The sequence below is a fragment of the Klenkia sp. PcliD-1-E genome (assembly GCF_024124375.1).
GTDB lineage: Bacteria > Actinomycetota > Actinomycetes > Mycobacteriales > Geodermatophilaceae > Klenkia.
Map to the genome: position 1 here is coordinate 1 of NZ_JAMXRZ010000015.1, position 16,954 is coordinate 16,954.

13 protein-coding genes and 1 pseudogene are annotated in these 16,954 nt (G+C 73.1%); 8 read left to right on the forward strand and 6 right to left on the reverse strand.

Going from position 1 to position 16,954, the window contains the following annotated elements; all coding sequences use genetic code 11:
• From NH342_RS04940 to NH342_RS04955, 4 genes and pseudogenes are all read right to left on the reverse strand, one after another.
• Positions 1-669: pseudogene (locus NH342_RS04940) on the reverse strand (hypothetical protein); the annotation flags it as partial.
• Positions 670-677: 8 nt separating this feature from the next.
• Entirely contained in the window at positions 678-1,490 is an 813-nt protein-coding gene (locus tag NH342_RS04945) for a polyprenol monophosphomannose synthase (RefSeq protein ID WP_253012068.1), read from the reverse strand.
• A gap of 131 nt (positions 1,491-1,621) precedes the next feature.
• Complete coding sequence (locus NH342_RS04950; protein WP_253012070.1) at positions 1,622-3,235, reverse strand: long-chain fatty acid--CoA ligase; 1,614 nt, start codon at positions 3,233-3,235, stop codon at positions 1,622-1,624.
• A 47-nt stretch (positions 3,236-3,282) separates the two neighbouring features.
• Positions 3,283-4,473 (reverse strand): cytochrome P450, encoded by a 1,191-nt coding sequence (locus tag NH342_RS04955; protein WP_253012073.1) that lies wholly within the window; start codon positions 4,471-4,473, stop codon positions 3,283-3,285.
• Positions 4,474-4,511: 38 nt separating this feature from the next.
• On the opposite strand from NH342_RS04955, the gene NH342_RS04960 reads away from it, so the two are divergent.
• Positions 4,512-5,447, forward strand: a complete 936-nt coding sequence (locus NH342_RS04960) for a DUF5926 family protein (protein WP_253012076.1) — start codon at positions 4,512-4,514, stop codon at positions 5,445-5,447.
• Here NH342_RS04960 and NH342_RS04965 read toward each other — a convergent pair.
• Positions 5,434-6,537, reverse strand: coding sequence for a GGDEF domain-containing protein (locus tag NH342_RS04965; protein WP_253012079.1), 1,104 nt, complete (start codon positions 6,535-6,537; stop codon positions 5,434-5,436). The genes NH342_RS04960 and NH342_RS04965 overlap by 14 nt on opposite strands.
• Before the next feature lie 381 nt (positions 6,538-6,918).
• Here NH342_RS04965 and chvE point away from each other — a divergent pair, with 381 nt between their 5' ends.
• From chvE to araA, 7 genes are all read left to right on the forward strand, one after another.
• Entirely contained in the window at positions 6,919-8,076 is a 1,158-nt protein-coding gene (gene chvE / locus NH342_RS04970; RefSeq protein ID WP_253012082.1) for a multiple monosaccharide ABC transporter substrate-binding protein, read from the forward strand.
• Positions 8,077-8,204: 128 nt separating this feature from the next.
• Positions 8,205-9,743 (forward strand): multiple monosaccharide ABC transporter ATP-binding protein, encoded by a 1,539-nt coding sequence (gene mmsA, locus NH342_RS04975; RefSeq protein WP_253012086.1) that lies wholly within the window; start codon positions 8,205-8,207, stop codon positions 9,741-9,743.
• Positions 9,740-10,999: a multiple monosaccharide ABC transporter permease gene (gene mmsB / locus NH342_RS04980; RefSeq protein ID WP_253012089.1), complete on the forward strand. Its 1,260-nt coding sequence runs from the start codon at positions 9,740-9,742 to the stop codon at positions 10,997-10,999. Before mmsA ends, mmsB begins: the two co-directional genes overlap by 4 nt.
• 32 nt (positions 11,000-11,031) lie before the next feature.
• Positions 11,032-12,069, forward strand: coding sequence for a LacI family DNA-binding transcriptional regulator (locus NH342_RS04985; protein ID WP_253012092.1), 1,038 nt, complete (start codon positions 11,032-11,034; stop codon positions 12,067-12,069).
• Between the two features lie 88 nt (positions 12,070-12,157).
• Positions 12,158-13,933: a ribulokinase gene (gene araB / locus NH342_RS04990; RefSeq protein ID WP_253012095.1), complete on the forward strand. Its 1,776-nt coding sequence runs from the start codon at positions 12,158-12,160 to the stop codon at positions 13,931-13,933.
• Positions 13,917-14,639 (forward strand): L-ribulose-5-phosphate 4-epimerase, encoded by a 723-nt coding sequence (locus tag NH342_RS04995; protein ID WP_253012098.1) that lies wholly within the window; start codon positions 13,917-13,919, stop codon positions 14,637-14,639. The genes araB and NH342_RS04995 overlap by 17 nt, the downstream gene beginning before the upstream one ends.
• Complete coding sequence (araA, locus tag NH342_RS05000; RefSeq protein WP_253012101.1) at positions 14,636-16,156, forward strand: L-arabinose isomerase; 1,521 nt, start codon at positions 14,636-14,638, stop codon at positions 16,154-16,156. Before NH342_RS04995 ends, araA begins: the two co-directional genes overlap by 4 nt.
• A 43-nt stretch (positions 16,157-16,199) precedes the next feature.
• Here araA and NH342_RS05005 read toward each other — a convergent pair whose 3' ends face one another.
• The gene (locus NH342_RS05005) at positions 16,200-16,898 is read right to left on the reverse strand and encodes a DUF4383 domain-containing protein (protein ID WP_253012103.1); all 699 of its coding nucleotides are present in this window, start codon (positions 16,896-16,898) and stop codon (positions 16,200-16,202) included.
• Positions 16,899-16,954 lie beyond the last annotated feature (56 nt).

Below are 16,954 nucleotides of genomic sequence, written 5' to 3' on the forward strand. Positions count from 1 at the left end.
GGCGGCGCGGTCGCGCGGGGCGGCCGCCACGGCGACCAGCGCCACCGCGGCCGCCAGCGCCGCCACGGCGACCGCCCGGATGCCGAGCACGGCCAGCTGCTGGTCGTGCCCGGCCAGGTCGGCCACCCAGCGGAACAGCGCCACCTGCAGCGGGCCGTAGGGGGTCGGCGTCTGCCGCCACATGGGGTCGACCGCGGCGCCGAAGGCGTCGTGCAGCACGGTCGGGTAGGTGCGGTAGGGGTCCAGTCCCAGGGAGGCCAGCCGGCCGATCGCGGCGTAGCTGCCGACGTCCAGGCTGCCGGTCGGTCCGCCCACCAGGAACGGCACCGACGCCCAGGCGCCGAGCGCCCCGACGACGGCGACGTCCCGTCCGCCGGGTGCGGTGCGCGCACGCAGCAGCCGGCGGACCAGCACGGCCCAGCTGGCCAGCCACCCGGCGGTGGCCAGCACGGCGAGGACCCGCCAGCCCAGCTCGCCACCGGGGAGCCGGACCGGCCAGCTGCCCCACCAGTCGGCCAGCCGGACCAGCTGGGTCACCCCGGCCTGGGCGGTGGCCAGCGCCACGACGCCGGGCAGCACCACGCACCCGGTGACCACGAGCACGCCGGCCCGGTCGACCGGGACGGCGGTGCCGACGGCGGCCTGGGTGCGGGAGGCGGACCCGGGCACGGTCCTGGTCAGGCTGCGCCGTCCAGCTCGAGGCGGGGCAGGCAGCTGCGCGGCGCCGACCCCGGCCGGACCCGCACGGACCCGCGGCGGGCGGCCCGGCGCAGCTGGGCGCCGCGCTCGGTGATCCCCCAGCGGGTCACCCGGACCAGCGACTCGCCCACGACGGCGCCGCTCATCTTCGACGTGCCGCTGGTCCGCTCCACGAAGGTGATCGGCACCTCGACGACGTGCCGGCCCGCCCGCAGGGCCCGCCACGCCAGGTCGATCTGGAAGCAGTAGCCGTGCGAGGCCACCCGGGACAGGTCCAGGTCCTCCAGCACGTGCCGGCGGTAGGCGCGGTACCCGCCGGTGGCGTCGCGCAGCCGCAGGCCCAGCGCCCAGCGGGTGTACGCGCTGCCGCCCCGGGAGAGCAGGTGGCGGTGCAGGGGCCAGTTGCGGACCTCGCCGCCGGCCACCCACCGCGACCCGAGGACGACGTCGGCACCGGCGAGGGCGTGCAGCAGGCGGGGCAGCTCCTCGGGCTGGTGGGAGCCGTCGGCGTCCATCTCGACCAGCACGTCGTACCCGCGCTCCAGGCCCCAGGCGAACCCGGCCAGGTAGGCCGCCCCCAGCCCCTCCTTGCCGCGCCGGTGCAGCACGTGCACCTGCGGGTCGGACCGGGCCAGCCCGTCGGCGACGTCCCCGGTGCCGTCGGGGCTCGCGTCGTCGACCACGAGGACCTCGGCGCCCGGGACGGCCGAGCGGACCCGGCGCACGGTGCGCGGGAGGTTCTCCCGCTCGTCGTAGGTGGGGATGAGCACCAGGACGCGGTCGTCGTCCACAGCTGCCTTCCGGTCCGGGGGTCAGGGGGCAGCGAAGTGCAGCAGTGCCACCTGGACGGACGGTGTCGGGGAGCTGTGGGTTGGGCGAACGCCGGCGGTGGGCGGGGTGGTCCCGCCCGCCGCCGGCCCGGTCAGGAGCGCTGGTAGTCGGCGAACCGGGTGCGCAGGTCCTTCTTGGAGAACTTGCCGACGCTGGTCTTGGGCACCTCGTCGATGAACTCCACCGCCTCGGGCAGCCACCACTTGGCCACCATGGGCGTGATGTGGGAGATGACCTCGTCGGCGGTGAGCTCCTCGCCGTCGGCGACGACGACGCAGGCCAGCGGCCGCTCGTCCCACTTGGGGTCGGGGATGCCGATGACGGCGGCCTCCTTGACCTTGGGGTGGCTCATGATCGCGTTCTCCAGGTCCACCGAGCTGATCCACTCGCCGCCGGACTTGATGAGGTCCTTGGTGCGGTCGGCGATGCGCACCGAGCCGTGCTCGTCGACGGCCGCGACGTCCCCGGTCTTCATCCAGCCGTCGGGGGTGGCCAGCTCGACACCCTCGTCGGGGTTGTAGTAGTCCAGCGCGGTCGTGGAGCCGCGGACCTGCAGCTCACCGGTGGCCACGTCGTCCCAGGGCAGCTCGTCGGTGGTGCCGGCCTCGACGATGCGCACCTCGACGCCCATGAAGGGGATGCCGGCCCGGGCGCGGTAGGCCGCCTTGTCCTCGTCGGACCCGTCGAACAGCCGACGGGGGAGCCGGGCGGAGGTGGCCACCGGGTGGGTCTCGGTCATGCCCCACGCCTGCAGGATGGGCAGGCCGACCCGCTCCCGGTAGGCCTCCGACAGCGCCTTGGGCACGGCGGACCCGCCGCAGCCGATGTCGCGCAGCTTGTGCTCGCGGCCGGCGAGCTCGGGCAGCACGCCCTGCCAGATGGTGGGGACGCCGGCGGTGAAGGTGACGCCCTCGTCGACGATGAGGTCGGCCAGCGCCTTGGGCTGCATCATCGGGCCGGGGAAGACCATCGAGGCGCCCACGGACGGGGCGGCCTGCGCCAGGCCCCAGGCGTTGGCGTGGAACATCGGCACGACCGGCATGACGACGTCGGTCTCGCCCATGCCGAAGACGTTGGGCTGGACCACGGCCATGGTGTGCAGCACCGTCGAGCGGTGGCTGTAGAGCACGCCCTTCGGGTTGCCGGTGGTGCCCGAGGTGTAGCACATGCTCGCCGCGGTGTTCTCGTCCTCGACCCGGAAGTCGACCGGCTCCGCGGCGGCGATGTGGTCCTCGTAGAGCGAGACCCGCGGGTCGTCGGGGATCTCGTTGTCCCCGCCGTCGTCCATCACCACGACGTGGCGCACCGTCGTCATCGTGTCGATCAGCGGCCACAGCAGGGGCAGCACGGTGCGGTCGACGAAGACGGCCTCGTCCTCGGCGTGGTTGGCGATGTAGGTCAGCTGCTCGGGGAACAGCCGGATGTTGAGCGTGTGCAGCACCCGCCCGGTGCTCGGGACGGCGAAGTACAGCTCGAGGTGGCGGGCGGAGTTCCAGGCGAAGGTGCCCACCCGGCCGTCGGCGGAGATGCCGAGGGTGTCCAGCACCCCGGCGAGCTTGCGGGTGCGCACCGCCCAGTCGGCGTACGTCGTCCGCACCGGCCCGGTGGGGGAGTTCGTCACGATCGTCTTGTCACCGTGGTGGCGCTCCGTGTACCGGAAGATCGAGTCGATCGTCAGGGGCGTCTGCTGCATGAGGCCGCGCATGCGCCGCATCCAACCAGTGACCGCCGCCACCTTCTACCCGTGGGTAGCTACCGCAGCAACGTCAGCGGCAGCCCGGCCAGGCCGCGGATCACGAACTCGGGACGGCGGCGGGCATCCCCGGCCAGCTCGAGCACCGACGTGCGGGCCAGCAGCGCGCCGAAGGAGGCCTGCAGCTCCACCCGGGCCAGCGGCGCCCCGATGCAGAAGTGCACGCCGGCGCCGAAGGAGATGTGCGGGTTGTCGGTGCGGCCGACGTCGAGGGTGTCGGGGGCGTCGAACACCGCCGGGTCGTGGTTGCCCGACCCGAGCAGCGCGGCGATCTTCTGCCCCTCCTGCACGGTCACCCCGCCGAGCTCGACGTCGGCGGTGGCGGTGCGCTCGAACAGCTGCAGCGGCGAGTCGAAGCGCATCAGCTCCTCGATCGCGGTCGGCAGCAGCGAGCGGTCCGCGCGCAGCCGGGCCAGCTGGTCGGGGTGCTGCAGCAGCGCGAGCAGGCCGTTGCCGGTCACGTTGACGGTGGCCTCGTGGCCGGCGTTGAGCAGCAGGATGCAGGTGGTGACCAGCTCGTCCTCGGTCAGCCGGTCGCCGTCGGCGTCCCGCGCGGTGACCAGGTGGGTGAGCAGGTCCTCCCCGGGCGCCTGCCGGCGCTGGGCGGCCAGCTCCCGCAGGTAGGCCACGAACTCCGCCGCGGCGGTCTCGGCGGCGTCCTCGGTCTGCGTCGTCCGGCCGTACTCGTACATCTTCACGATCGCGTTGGACCACGGCCGAAGCAGCGGCCGGTCGGCCTGCGGCACGCCCAGCAGCTCGGCGATGACCTCGACCGGCAGCTGCTCGGCCATCCCGGTGAACAGGTCCACCGGCTCCCCGGCGCTCGACCGCTCGACCATGCCGTCGACCAGCGACGCGGCCAGCTCCTCGACCCACGGGCGCAAGCGCTCCACGTGTCCGCGGGCGAAGGCGGCGCTGATCAGCCGGCGCAGCCGGGTGTGGTCCGGCGGCTCCATCTCCAGGATCGCGTTGCGGTGGATGAGGTTGAACTGGCCGAACCGCTCCGCCGGCTCGCGGTCGGTCCAGATCCGGCCCAGCGCCCGGGTGCGCAGCACGGCGTTGGCCTCGGCGTGCCCGTAGGCCAGCCACATGCCCAGGCCCTCGTCCCACTGCACCGGCGCCTGGGCCCGGGCAGCGGCGAAGGCGGGGTAGGGGTCCTCGACGAACGACGGGTCGGTCAGGTCCAGCACCCGACGAGTGTGCACCGTCCCCGCATAGGGTCGGGTGCATGGCCCGCACGCAGTCCCAGCGCCGTCCCGCCCCCGCCGCCGCCGACGGGGCGCCCAACCCCAAGGCGCCGTGCCCGTGCGGCTCGGGCCGCAAGTACAAGCACTGCCACGGCTCGGCCTACGCCCCGGTGGTCACCCGGCCGTTCGAGGGCCTGCCCGGCGAGACCCACTGGGTCGCCCTGCGCGAGCTGGTGCCGGCGGCCACCGCGGTGCTGACCACGACCGACGGCCGGACGGCGACCCTGGCCAGCGTCCTGCCCGGCGGCGCCCCGGCGCTGGTGCGGGCCAGCGGCGAGGTGCTCCTCGGCGTCCAGCTGGCCACCTCCTCCGACGACGTCAGCCGCGACCTGGGCACCGCGCTGGCCGCGGCCCTGGAGGCGCCGGCCGGCAACCCCGTCGACCCGGGCCCGATCGGCGCCGAGGGCTCGGCCGGCCCGCGCCTGCAGGAGCTGCTGGACCCCGCGGCCGACCTCGAGGTCACCGTGCACGAGGACTTCGGCTTCTGGCTGGAGGGCACCGGCGCCGGCCCGGCCGCGATGGCGGGCCTGGAGCAGGCCAACGAGGCGATCATCCCGACCGTGCTGCTCGACGGCCTCGGCGCCGCCTACTGGTGCCGGCCGGCCACCGACCGGGCGCACCTGCGCTGGGTGCGGCCCGAGCCCGAGGAGCAGCTGCTGGACGCCCTGGCCCGCCTCGGTGCGGCCGAGGAGCTCACCCTGGGTGCCGGGACCAGGTACGCCGGCGCCTTCCGCGCGCACGGCCTCGTCGTCCCGGTGTGGGACGTGCCGGCCGACGTCCCGGCGACGGACTGGGCCGGCCCGGCGACCGAGCTGGACCAGCGGCTGACCGCCGCGCTGGCGCGGGACGAGCCGCTGACCGCCGACGAGCGCCGCTCGCGGGCGGGGCTGCTGTCCCGGCAGGTCACCCTCCGCTGACCGGCGCGCTCCCCGCCGAGCAGGCCTGGTCGCGGCCGCGGCGCTTGGCCACGTAGAGCGCCCGGTCCGCGGCAGCGTAGAGGGCGCGGGCGTCGGTGGCGTGCGCCGGCACCTGGGCGACCCCGACGCTGATGGTCAGCGGCAGCTCGGTGCCGTCCTCCAGCAGCAGCGGGTGCGCGCGGACGGCGGAGACCAGGTCGGCCGCGCGGCGCTCGGCGACCTCGGTCGGGCAGCCAGTGAGCAGCACCGCGAGCTCGTCGCCGCCCAGCCGGCCGACCACCGCGTCCCCGTCGCGCACGGCGTCGCGCAGCACCCGGCCGAGGTGGCGCAGCGTGTCGTCGCCGACCGGGTGGCCGTAGCGGTCGTTGACGGCCTTGAACCTGTCGACGTCGACCAGCACCATCGCCGTGCCGCGGACCGGCACCCCTGACAGCTCGCGGGCCACCGCGGCGTCGAGCACGGGCCGGGTCACCAGGCCGGTCAGCGGGTCGACGGCGGCCTGCTCCCGCAGCCGGGCGACCAGTCGTTCCTGGCGGTTGCCGGCGTGCACGAGCAGGGCGGTGGCCAGCACCAGGGTGGCGGCCACGAAGACCGCGTCGGGGACCGCGCGGTCCAGCGGCTCCAGGTGCAGCACGAGCACGGCGTTGGCGACCCCGGAGAAGCCGGCGACCACCCAGGCGGCGGGCGGGCGCAGCTGCGAGGCCGCCCACAGCACGGGCAGGACGGCGAAGACCTGGGCGGCCGCCGAGGTGTCCGCGGTGATCCAGTTCAGGACGTTCAGCGCGACGGCGCCCAGCAGCGGCACGAGCGCGAGCAACCCGCGCTCGTCCCAGCGGCGGGGGTCGGTGCGCAGCAGGACGGCGCTGGCGGACACCAGCAGCACGACCATCGTCCAGGAGCCGACGTCGGCGACCCGGGACTGGTCGGCCAGCAAGGCGTACCCGGTCTGGACGGCGGCCGCGGGCAGCATGACCGCGACCGCCAGCCGGGTGGCCGACCGCGGGTCGCGCGTGCCGGCCCACCGGGCGGCGCGACCGGGGCGGGCCGAGCCGGTGGCCCGGTCGTCGACGGGCGCGGGGAGGGCGCTCACGGGTCTCCGGTCTGCGGTGGTCCGGGCGCGGGGTGCTCCCCGGTCGGTGGACGTGCTGTGCGGTACGGGTCGGCAGCCCGGCGCGCCCGGTTGAGCACCGCGTGCCCGGGGCCACCCGGACGGGTGGGGCGACCGGGACGGGCGGGGGCCCGCTTGGGCCCGGATGGCTGCTGCTGTGACCGGCATCGCCGCAGGTCGCGGCCAACGGGGCCGGAACGGGTTGCCGGAGGGCGTCGCCAACGTTACGAGAACGTGACCGCCGGTTGCGCACAACCTCTTGACGGGAGGCTGTTGTTAGCGTTCACAATGTGAGCGCTCGCACAGCTGCGGGCCTGAGCGCCGAGATGTGTCCGGCGGCAGACGTCTCGTGAAGGAGAACACGTGAGCAAGAAGCTCAGGCTGGCCGCCATCGGCGCGGTCGCGGCCGTCGGCCTCACCGCCTGTGGTGGTGGCGGCGCCGGCAGCGGTGGCGGCAACGACACCGCCAACGCCAACCCCGAGGACCTCACCATCGGTGTGGCCATGCCCACCCAGACCTCCGAGCGCTGGATCGCCGACGGCAACAACGTCAAGTCCCAGCTCGAGGACGCCGGCTACCAGGTCGACCTGCAGTACGCCAACGACGACATCCCCACCCAGTCGCAGCAGATCGACCAGATGATCACCGAGGGTGCCGACCTCCTGATCATCGCCGCCATCGACGGCACCGCCCTCTCGGGCCAGCTGCAGGCCGCCGCCGACGCCAACATCCCGGTCATCTCCTACGACCGCCTGATCCGCGACAGCGAGAACGTCGACTTCTACGTCACGTTCGACAACTTCGCGGTCGGCCAGGCGCAGGCCACCGCACTGCTGACCGGCCTGGGCGTGCTCGACGCCGACGGCAACCGCACCGACGCCGCCGGTCCGTTCAACATCGAGCTGTTCGCCGGCTCGCTGGACGACAACAACGCGTTCTTCTTCTTCAACGGCGCCATGGACGTGCTCCAGCCGCTGATCGACGACGGCACGCTGGTCGTCCCCTCGGGCCAGACCGACATCGAGCAGGCCGCGACGCTGCGCTGGCAGCAGGAGACCGCCCAGTCGCGCATGGAGACGCTGCTGACCGGTTCCTACAACAACGGCACCGTGCTCAACGGTGTGCTGTCGCCCTACGACGGCATCTCCCGCGGCATCATCACCGCCCTGCAGAACGCCGGCTACGGCCCGGCCCTGGCCTCGACCCCGCGCCCGCTGCCGGTCGTGACCGGTCAGGACGCCGAGATCGCCTCGGTCAAGCTGATCCAGGACGGCGTGCAGAGCTCGACCATCTTCAAGGACACCCGCAACCTGGCCGAGCAGGCCGTCACGGCTGCCAAGGCGTTCCTGGAGGGTGACGAGCCCGAGGCCAACGACACCGAGACCTACGACAACGGCGTGAAGGTCGTGCCGTCGTACCTGCTCCCGGTGCAGACGGTCTACGCCGCCGACATCCAGTCGGTGCTGATCGATTCCGGGTACTACACCCAGGAAGAGGTCGACGCGGGTCAGACCAACTGACCTGCCCCTGAACCCGGCCGGGTCCGGCAGCTCAGCTGTCGGGCCCGGCCGGCTCCACGCTCCACCTGCTCCACCCGCACGGCTCCACCCGCACGGCACACAGAACGACGACGAGACGACGGAGTCCGATGTCCGACCCCATCCTCGAGATGCGCTCCATCACCAAGACCTTCCCCGGCGTCAAGGCGCTGCAGGACGTGACGCTGTCCGTCCAGCGCGGCGAGGTGCACGCGATCTGCGGCGAGAACGGCGCCGGCAAGTCGACCCTCATGAAGGTGCTCTCCGGGGTCTACCCGGCCGGTGACTACGAGGGCGAGATCGTCTTCGAGGGCCAGGTCGTGTCCTTCGGCGGCATCCGCGACTCCGAGCACGCCGGGATCGTGATCATCCACCAGGAGCTCGCCCTGGTGCCCTACCTCTCGATCGCCGAGAACATCTTCCTGGGCAGCGAGAAGCGCGGGAAGTTCGGCCTCATCGACTGGAACCTGGCCAACGCCGAGGCGACCAAGCTGCTGCAGTCGGTGGGCCTGCACGAGAACCCCACCACCCCGGTCGGCCAGCTCGGCGTGGGCAAGCAGCAGCTGGTCGAGATCGCCAAGGCGCTGTCCAAGGACGTGAAGCTGCTCATCCTGGACGAGCCCACCGCTGCGCTCAACGACACCGACTCCGCGCACCTGCTGGGCCTGATCCGCGGTCTGCGCGACCAGGGCATCACCTCGATCATCATCTCGCACAAGCTGAACGAGATCGACGCGATCGCCGACCACACCACGATCATCCGCGACGGCCAGACCGTCGAGACGCTGGACATGAGCGACGAGTCGGTGACCGTCGACCGGATCATCCGCGGCATGGTCGGCCGCGCCCTGGACTCCTACTACCCCGAGCGCGAGTCGCACCCGGGCGAGGAGGTCCTGCGGGTCGAGGGCTGGACGGTCAAGCACCCCACCCAGGACCGCCTGGTGGTCGACCACGCCAGCTTCGACGTCCGGGCCGGCGAGGTCGTGGGCATCGCCGGGCTGATGGGCGCCGGTCGCACCGAGCTGGCGATGAGCATCTTCGGCCGCTCCTACGGCACCTTCGTCGAGGGCAAGCTGTTCATGCACGGCAGGGAGGTCAAGGCGCGCAGCGTCGCCGAGGCCATCTCCAACGGCATCGCCTACGCCACCGAGGACCGCAAGCGGTACGGGCTGAACCTCATCGACGACATCTCGCGCAACAACTCCGCGGCCGCGCTGGACAAGCTCTCCAGCCGGGGGTTCGTCAACGCCAACGAGGAGACCAAGGCGGCCGAGGAGGGTCGCCGGGCGATGAACATCAAGGCCCCGACGGTGAAGTCGATCGTGGGCAAGCTGTCCGGTGGCAACCAGCAGAAGGTCGTGCTGAGCAAGTGGCTGCTCACCGACCCCGACGTGCTGATCCTCGACGAGCCCACCCGCGGCATCGACGTCGGTGCCAAGTACGAGATCTACACGATCATCAACAAGCTGGTGGCGGCCGGGAAGGCCGTCGTCGTCATCAGCTCCGAGCTGCCCGAGCTGCTGGGCATCTGCGACCGCGTCTACACCCTCTCGGCCGGCCGGATCACCGGGCAGCTGCCCGTCGCCGACGCCGACCAGGAACGTCTCATGACCCTCATGACCCAGGAGAAGGAGCTCGTCGGATGACCCAGACCGTCGGCCCGACGTCGGAGCCCGAGGCCGAGTCGGCCACCGCGCAGAAGGACAACGCGACCGCCGGTGCCCTCGGCACCAGCGACGTGCGCACGCTGCTGACCCGCAACCTGCGCACCAGCGGCATCTACATCGCCTTCGTGGTGGTCGTGGCGCTGTTCGCGATCCTGACCGGGGGCACCTCGCTGTCGCCGGGCAACATCACCAACATCATCCTGCAGTACTCCTACATCCTGATCCTGGCGATCGGGATGGTCATCGTGATCATCGCCGGCCACATCGACCTGTCGGTGGGGTCCGTGGTCGCGGTGACCGGCGCGGTGTCCGCGGTCGTCGTCATCCGGCACGACCAGCCGTGGTGGGTCGGCGTCCTCGCCGCCCTCGGCGTGGGCCTGGCCATCGGTGCCTGGCACGGGTTCTGGGTCGCCTACGTCGGCATCCCCGCCTTCATCGTGACCCTGGCCGGCATGCTGCTGTTCCGCGGCCTGACCCTGCAGGTGCTGGACAACATCTCGCTGTCGCCGTTCACCGCGGAGTACAGCCGGATCGCATCCGGGTTCAGCAACGGGCTCATCGGCGGCAACGGCTACGACGCCTTCACCCTGCTGGTGTTCGCGATCGCGGTGGTCGCCTACGCCTTCGGCCAGTTCCGCACCCGGCAGACCAACATCCGCTACGGCCAGCAGGTCGAGTCCTTCCCGCTGTTCGTCGTCAAGATCGTCGTGGTCGCGGCCGTCGTCATGGCCTTCGCCTGGCAGCTGGCGAACGCGCGCGGCCTGCCCTACGTGCTGGTCATCCTGGCCGTGCTGATCCTGGTCTACGGCGTGGTCACCAAGCGCACGGTGTTCGGCCGGCAGGTCTACGCCATCGGCGGCAACCTGGCCGCGGCGACGCTGTCGGGCGTCAAGGTGAAGGTCGTCAACTTCTGGATCTTCGTCAACATGGGCTTCCTGGCCGCCGTGGCCGGTGTGGTCTTCTCCTCCCGGTCCAACGGCGCCCAGCCCGGCGCCGGCAACAGCTTCGAGCTGGACGCCATCGCCGCGGCCTTCATCGGTGGCGCGGCTGTCACCGGTGGCGTCGGCACGGTCGTCGGCGCCATGGTCGGTGGTCTGCTCGTCGGCGTCATGAGCAACGGCATGCAGCTCATGGGTGTCGACCAGTCCGTCCAGTCGATGGTCAAGGGCCTGGTGCTGCTGCTGGCCGTGGCCTTCGACGTCTACAACAAGCGCCGGGCCGGCTCCAGCCGCTGAGGCCGGGGACGAGGGCCGGGGAGGAGCCAGCGGTGTCGACCGACACGCACGGATCCGCCCCGGCCCGCCCGCTCGTGATGAGCGACGTGGCCGCCCGGGCCGGCGTCTCGCACCAGACGGTGTCCCGGGTGGTCAACGGCCACCCCAACGTCGCCCCGCGCACCCGGGAGCGGGTGCAGCAGGCCATCGAGGAGCTGGGCTACCGGCCCAACGCCGCGGCCCGGGCCCTGGTCACCGGGTCCTCCCGGACGATCGGGCTGGTCACCATCGACGTCGACCAGTACGGCCCGGCGCAGACCATGATCGGCCTGGAGCAGGCGGCCCGGGCCGCGGGCTACTCGCTGTCGGTGGCCATCCTGGACCGGGCGGGCGGGCTGACCATCGCCGAGGCGGTCGACCGGTTCGTCGCCCAGTCGGTGGACGCCGTCGTGGTGCACACCGCCGAGGTGCAGGCGCTGGAGGCCCTCGAGCAGGTCGACCCCCCGGTGCCGTTGGTCGCCGTGCAGATGGGCGGCGAGGGCCTGGGCACCGCGATCACCGTCGGCCAGGAGGCCGGTGCCCAGCTGGCGGTCGACCACCTGCTCGAGCTCGGGCACACCACGGTGCACCACCTCGCCGGACCCTCCTACTCGGTCGAGGCGCGCCGGCGCATCCAGGGCTGGCGCACCGCCCTGGCCCGCGCCGGCGCCCCGCCGGGGGAGCTGTGGCTGGGTGACTGGTGGCCGTCGTCCGGGCACGCCGTGGGGACCGACCTGGCCCGCCGGATCCGGGCCGGGGAACCGATCACCGCGGTCTTCGCCGGCAACGACCAGATGGCCCTGGGCCTGATGGTCGCCCTGCACGAGCAGGGCATCACGGTCCCCGGCGACGTCAGCGTCGTCGGCTTCGACGACGTGCCCGAGGCGCCGTACTTCAGCCCGCCGCTGACCACCGTGCGGCAGGACTTCGCCGAGCTCGGCAGGCGCGGCGTCGGGCTGGTGCTCGCCCGCATCGCCGGGGAGGACGCGGGCTCCGACGAGGTCGACCCGCAGTTGCTCGTCCGGCGCTCCACCGGACCGGTCGCGGGCTGAGCCGCGGTCCCCCGGAGGTGTGTTCCGAACCACCATTGTTAGCGCTAACATGCTCGACGCGCGGTCGGCGACCGCAGGAGGAGACGGAATGAGCGAGCAGTACGTGGTGGGCGTCGACTACGGCACCCTGTCCGGCCGGGCGGTCGTCGTCCGGGTGTCCGACGGGGCCGAGCTGGCCAGTGCCACCCACCCCTACGCGCACGCCGTGGTCGACCGGCAGCTGCCCGGCACCGGCGAGCAGCTGCCGCCCGACTGGGCGCTGCAGGTGCCCTCGGACTACGTCGACGTGCTGCGCACCGCGGTGCCCGCCGCTGTCCGGGACGCGGGGGTCGACCCGGCCGACGTCGTCGGCATCGCCACCGACTTCACCGCCTGCACGATGGTGCCGACCACCGCCGACGGCACGCCGCTGTGCGAGCTGCCCGAGTTCGTCGGCCGCAAGCACGCCTACGTCAAGCTGTGGAAGCACCACGCCGCCCAGCCGCACGCCGACCGGATCAACGCCCTCGCCCACGAGCGCGGGGAGGCCTGGCTGCCCCGGTACGGCGGGCTGATCTCCAGCGAGTGGGAGTTCGCCAAGGGCCTGCAGCTGCTCGAGGAGGACCCCGAGGTCTACGCGGCCATGGGCCACTGGGTCGAGGCGGCCGACTGGATCGTCTGGCAGCTGTGCGGGGAGTACGTCCGCAACGCCTGCACGGCCGGCTACAAGGGCATCCGGCAGGACGGGGACTACCCCTCGCGCGACTACCTGGCCGCGCTGAACCCCGACTTCGCCGGCTTCGTCACCGACAAGCTCGACCACCGCATCGGCGAGCTGGGGGAGCGGGCCGGGGGGCTGACCCGGGAGGCCGCCGGCTGGACCGGCCTGCCCGAGGGCATCGCGGTCGCGGTCGGCAACGTCGACGCGCACGTCACCGCGCCCGCCGCGCAGGCCATCGAGCCCGGCCAGATGGTCGCCATCATGGGGACCTCGACCTGCCACGTGATGAACGGCGACACCCTGGCCGAGGTCCCCGGCATGTGCGGGGTCGTCGAGGGCGGCATCACCGCGGGCCGCTACGGCTACGAGGCCGGCCAGAGCGGCGTCGGCGACATCTTCGGCTGGTTCGTCGACACCTCGGTGCCGCCGTCCTACGTGCAGGCCGCCGGGGAGCGCGGGGTCAGCGTGCACCAGCTGCTCACCGAGCTGGCCGCCCAGCAGGAGGTCGGCGAGCACGGCCTGGTCGCGCTGGACTGGCACAACGGCAATCGGTCGGTGCTGGTGGACGCCGAGCTGTCCGGGGTCGTGCTCGGCCAGACCCTGGCCACCCGCCCGGAGGACACCTACCGGGCGCTGCTGGAGGCCACCGCCTTCGGCACCCGCACCATCATCGAGGCCTTCGAGGGGTCGGGCGTGCCGGTCACCGAGCTGGTCGTGGCCGGCGGGCTGCTGAAGAACACCTTCCTCATGCAGCTGTACTCCGACGTCTGCCGCCGGCCGCTGTCGGTCATCGACTCCGACCAGGGCCCCGCGCTGGGCTCGGCCATCCACGCCGCCGTCGCCGCCGGCGCGCACCCCGACGTCCCGGCCGCCTCGGCCGCGATGGGCAAGGTGCGCCGGGCGGTCTACACCCCCGACGACGAGCGTGCCGACCGCTACGACGTGCTGTTCGCCGAGTACCGCCGGCTGCACGACTTCTTCGGCCGGGGCGAGGACCAGCCCGGCGGCGGCAACGACGTGCTGCACCGGCTGCGCGCCCTCCGCCGGGACGCCGCCGCCCGCCGCGCCGGCGGCCCGGGCGCCGGAGCCACCACCGCCACCCCCGTCGCGCCCGAGGTCGAGGCGCCCGCGATCGAGGAGACCCCCGATGTGCTCGGCGTGTGACGGCCCGACGTCGGCCCGGCTGACCGTCCGCGCCGCGGCCGGCGAGGAGCGCGGCACCCACCGCGAGCAGCGCGAGCACGTCGCCGCGCTGCACGGGCTGCTGGTCAGCAACGGCCTGGTCACCTGGACGGCGGGCAACATCAGCGAGCGGGTGCCCGGCGAGGACCTGTTCGTGATCAAGGGCAGCGGCGTCGACTACGCGGGGCTCACCTGGGAGGGCATCACCGTCTGCGACCTGGACGGCGTGGCCGTGGACGGCGTCCGCGGGCCCTCGAGCGACACCGACGCGCACGCCTACGTCTACCGGCACATGCCGGAGGTGAACGGCCAGGTGCACACGCACAGCACCTACGCCGCAGCCTGGGCCGCCCGCGCCGAGCCGGTGCCGTGCGTGCTGACGGCGATGGCCGACGAGTTCGGCGGTCCGATCCCGATCGGCCCCTTCGCGCTGATCGGGGACGACTCGATCGGCCGCGGCATCGTCGACACCCTGTCCGGCCACCGGTCCCCGGCGGTCTTCATGCAGAACCACGGGGTCTTCACCATCGGGCGCTCGGCCCGGGCCGCGGTCAAGGCCGCGGTCATGGCCGAGGACGTGGCCCGGACCGTGCACATCGCCCTGCAGCTCGGTACCCCGGTCCCCATCCCCCAGGCCGACGTCGACGCCCTGTACGAGCGCTACCAGAACGTCTACGGACAGAAGTGAGCAGCCAGATGAACAGCCCGTTCCCGGACCAGGAGATCTGGTTCCTCACCGGCAGCCAGGACCTCTACGGCGAGGAGACGCTGCAGCAGGTCGCCGAGCAGTCCCAGCGGGTCGCCGCGGCCCTCGACGGCGCCGCCGCCGTCCCCGTGCGGGTCGTCTGGAAGCCCGTGCTCAAGGAGCCGGCCGCGATCCGGCGGGTCATGGGCGAGGCGAACGAGTCCGCGGCCTGCGTCGGCGTCATCACCTGGATGCACACCTTCTCCCCGGCCAAGATGTGGATCGCCGGGCTGGACGCGCTGCGCAAGCCCCTGCTGCACCTGCACACCCAGGCCGACGCCGCCCTGCCGTGGGCGACGATCGACATGGACTTCATGAACCTCAACCAGGCCGCCCACGGCGACCGGGAGTACGGCTACGCGCTGACCCGGCTGCGGGTGCCCCGCACCACCGTCGCCGGGCACGCCGACAACCCCGCCGTGCAGGCCCGGGTCGGCGGCTGGGCGCGTGCCGCCGTCGCCGCCGCCGAGGCCCGCTCGCTCAAGCTGGCCCGGTTCGGCGACAACATGCGCAACGTCGCGGTCACCGAGGGCGACAAGGTCGAGGCGCAGCTGCGCTTCGGCGTCTCGGTGAACACCTACGGCGTCAACGACCTGGTCGCCGTCGTCGAGGCCGTCGCCGACGCCGAGGTCGACGGGGTGGTCGCCGAGTACCTGGACCTGTACGCGGTCGCCGAGGACCTGCGCCCGGGCGGCGACCGGCACGACTCGGTGCGCTACCAGGCCCGACTCGAGGTGGCGCTGCGCCGGTTCCTGACCGACGGCGGGTTCGGTGCCTTCACCACCAACTTCGAGGACCTGGGCGCGCTGCGCCAGCTGCCGGGCCTGGCCGTGCAGCGGCTGATGGCCGACGGCTACGGCTTCGGCGGCGAGGGCGACTGGAAGACCTCGGCCCTGCTGCGGGTGCTCAAGACCGCGGGCCGCGGCCTGCCCGGGGGCACCTCGTTCATGGAGGACTACACCTACGACCTGTCCGCCGACACCCCGAAGATCCTCGGCGCGCACATGCTCGAGGTCTGCCCCACCATCGCCGGCGAGCAGCCCTCCCTCGAGGTGCACCCGCTGGGCATCGGCGGCAAGGAGGACCCGGCGCGCCTGGTGTTCTCCGCCGCCCCCGCGGAGGGCGTCGTCGTCGGCTGGGCGGACCTGGGCGAGCGGTTCCGCTGGGTGGCCAACGAGATCGACGTCGTCGAGCCCTCGCAGCCGCTGCCCAACCTGCCGGTCGCGCGTGCCGTGTGGGAGCCCCGCCCGGACTTCGCGACGTCCACCGAGGGCTGGCTGACCGCGGGCGGTCCGCACCACACGGTGCTGACCACGCAGCTGACGACGGCCGAGCTCACCGACCTGGCCGACGTGTTCCGCACCGAGCTGGTGGTCATCGACGCCGACACCACCCGGCGCAGCCTGGCCAAGGAGCTGCGCTGGTCGGCGGCCTACCACCGGCTGGCCCAGGGGCTGTGAGACCTCGGGGCGGGCCGCCGTGCGCGGCCCGCCCCGGGTGAGGTCAGCTGTACTGCATCCAGACCCGGCGACGGCCGGCCTTGGTGCGCTCGTGGCTCATGGCCTCGACCCGAGCAGCCTGCTCGGGGGTGGCCCGGTGCTCGGCGACGGCGATCTCCGCCGCCCGGATCTCGGCCTCGGCCCGGCGCTCCTCGGGGGTGCGGGCCGGCAGCTCGGGCTCCTCGGTCAGCGGCTCGACCCCGGCCTCGAGGTTGGCCCGGTAGGGGTTGTCGGACGGCAGGTTGCCGCTGACCCGGCCGTAGAGACCCACGGTGAGCAGCAGCAGGCCGACCACGATCGAGAAGATCACGTTCGACATCTGGAAGGCCAGCACGTTGAGGCTGGTGTTGAGCACGAACAGGTGCCAGAAGGCCGACAGCAGGAACGCGGTGCCCACGCCGGTCTCCACGATGCTGGCGACCCGTCCGCCCTTGGCCGCCCCGGCGACGAGCACGACGGCGGTGACCAGCGAGATGGTCGACAGCAGGCCGTTGGAGGACAGGCCGGCCACCTGGCCGCCGTCGGTGGAGAAGTAGTCCAGGCCCCCGACGAAGCCCAGGATGCCGAAGACCGCGAGGACGGCGGCCACGGTGAAGGCGCCGAGCCGGTGCACGGCTTTCACCCGGCGGGCGGTGGGGGTCTCGACGACGTCCTCGTGCAGACGCGGAGGGGTCCGGGTGGGGCGGGTCGGTGTCGTGGTCATGGGGGAGCCTCCTGGCGCTCGTGTCTGAACGACAGCCCGCCCACTACCCCGGGCCC

What these genes read in the sequence shown, in the direction of transcription:
- NH342_RS04950 (WP_253012070.1), bottom strand. Translation starts at nt 3,235, where the DNA reads ATGCGCGGCCTCATGCAGCAGACGCCCCTGACGATCGACTCGATCTTC.
- NH342_RS04960 (WP_253012076.1), top strand. Translation starts at nt 4,512, where the DNA reads ATGGCCCGCACGCAGTCCCAGCGCCGTCCCGCCCCCGCCGCCGCCGAC.
- mmsA (WP_253012086.1), top strand. Translation starts at nt 8,205, where the DNA reads ATGTCCGACCCCATCCTCGAGATGCGCTCCATCACCAAGACCTTCCCC.
- mmsB (WP_253012089.1), top strand. Translation starts at nt 9,740, where the DNA reads ATGACCCAGACCGTCGGCCCGACGTCGGAGCCCGAGGCCGAGTCGGCC.
- araB (WP_253012095.1), top strand. Translation starts at nt 12,158, where the DNA reads ATGAGCGAGCAGTACGTGGTGGGCGTCGACTACGGCACCCTGTCCGGC.
- NH342_RS04995 (WP_253012098.1), top strand. Translation starts at nt 13,917, where the DNA reads ATGTGCTCGGCGTGTGACGGCCCGACGTCGGCCCGGCTGACCGTCCGC.
- NH342_RS05005 (WP_253012103.1), bottom strand. Translation starts at nt 16,898, where the DNA reads ATGACCACGACACCGACCCGCCCCACCCGGACCCCTCCGCGTCTGCAC.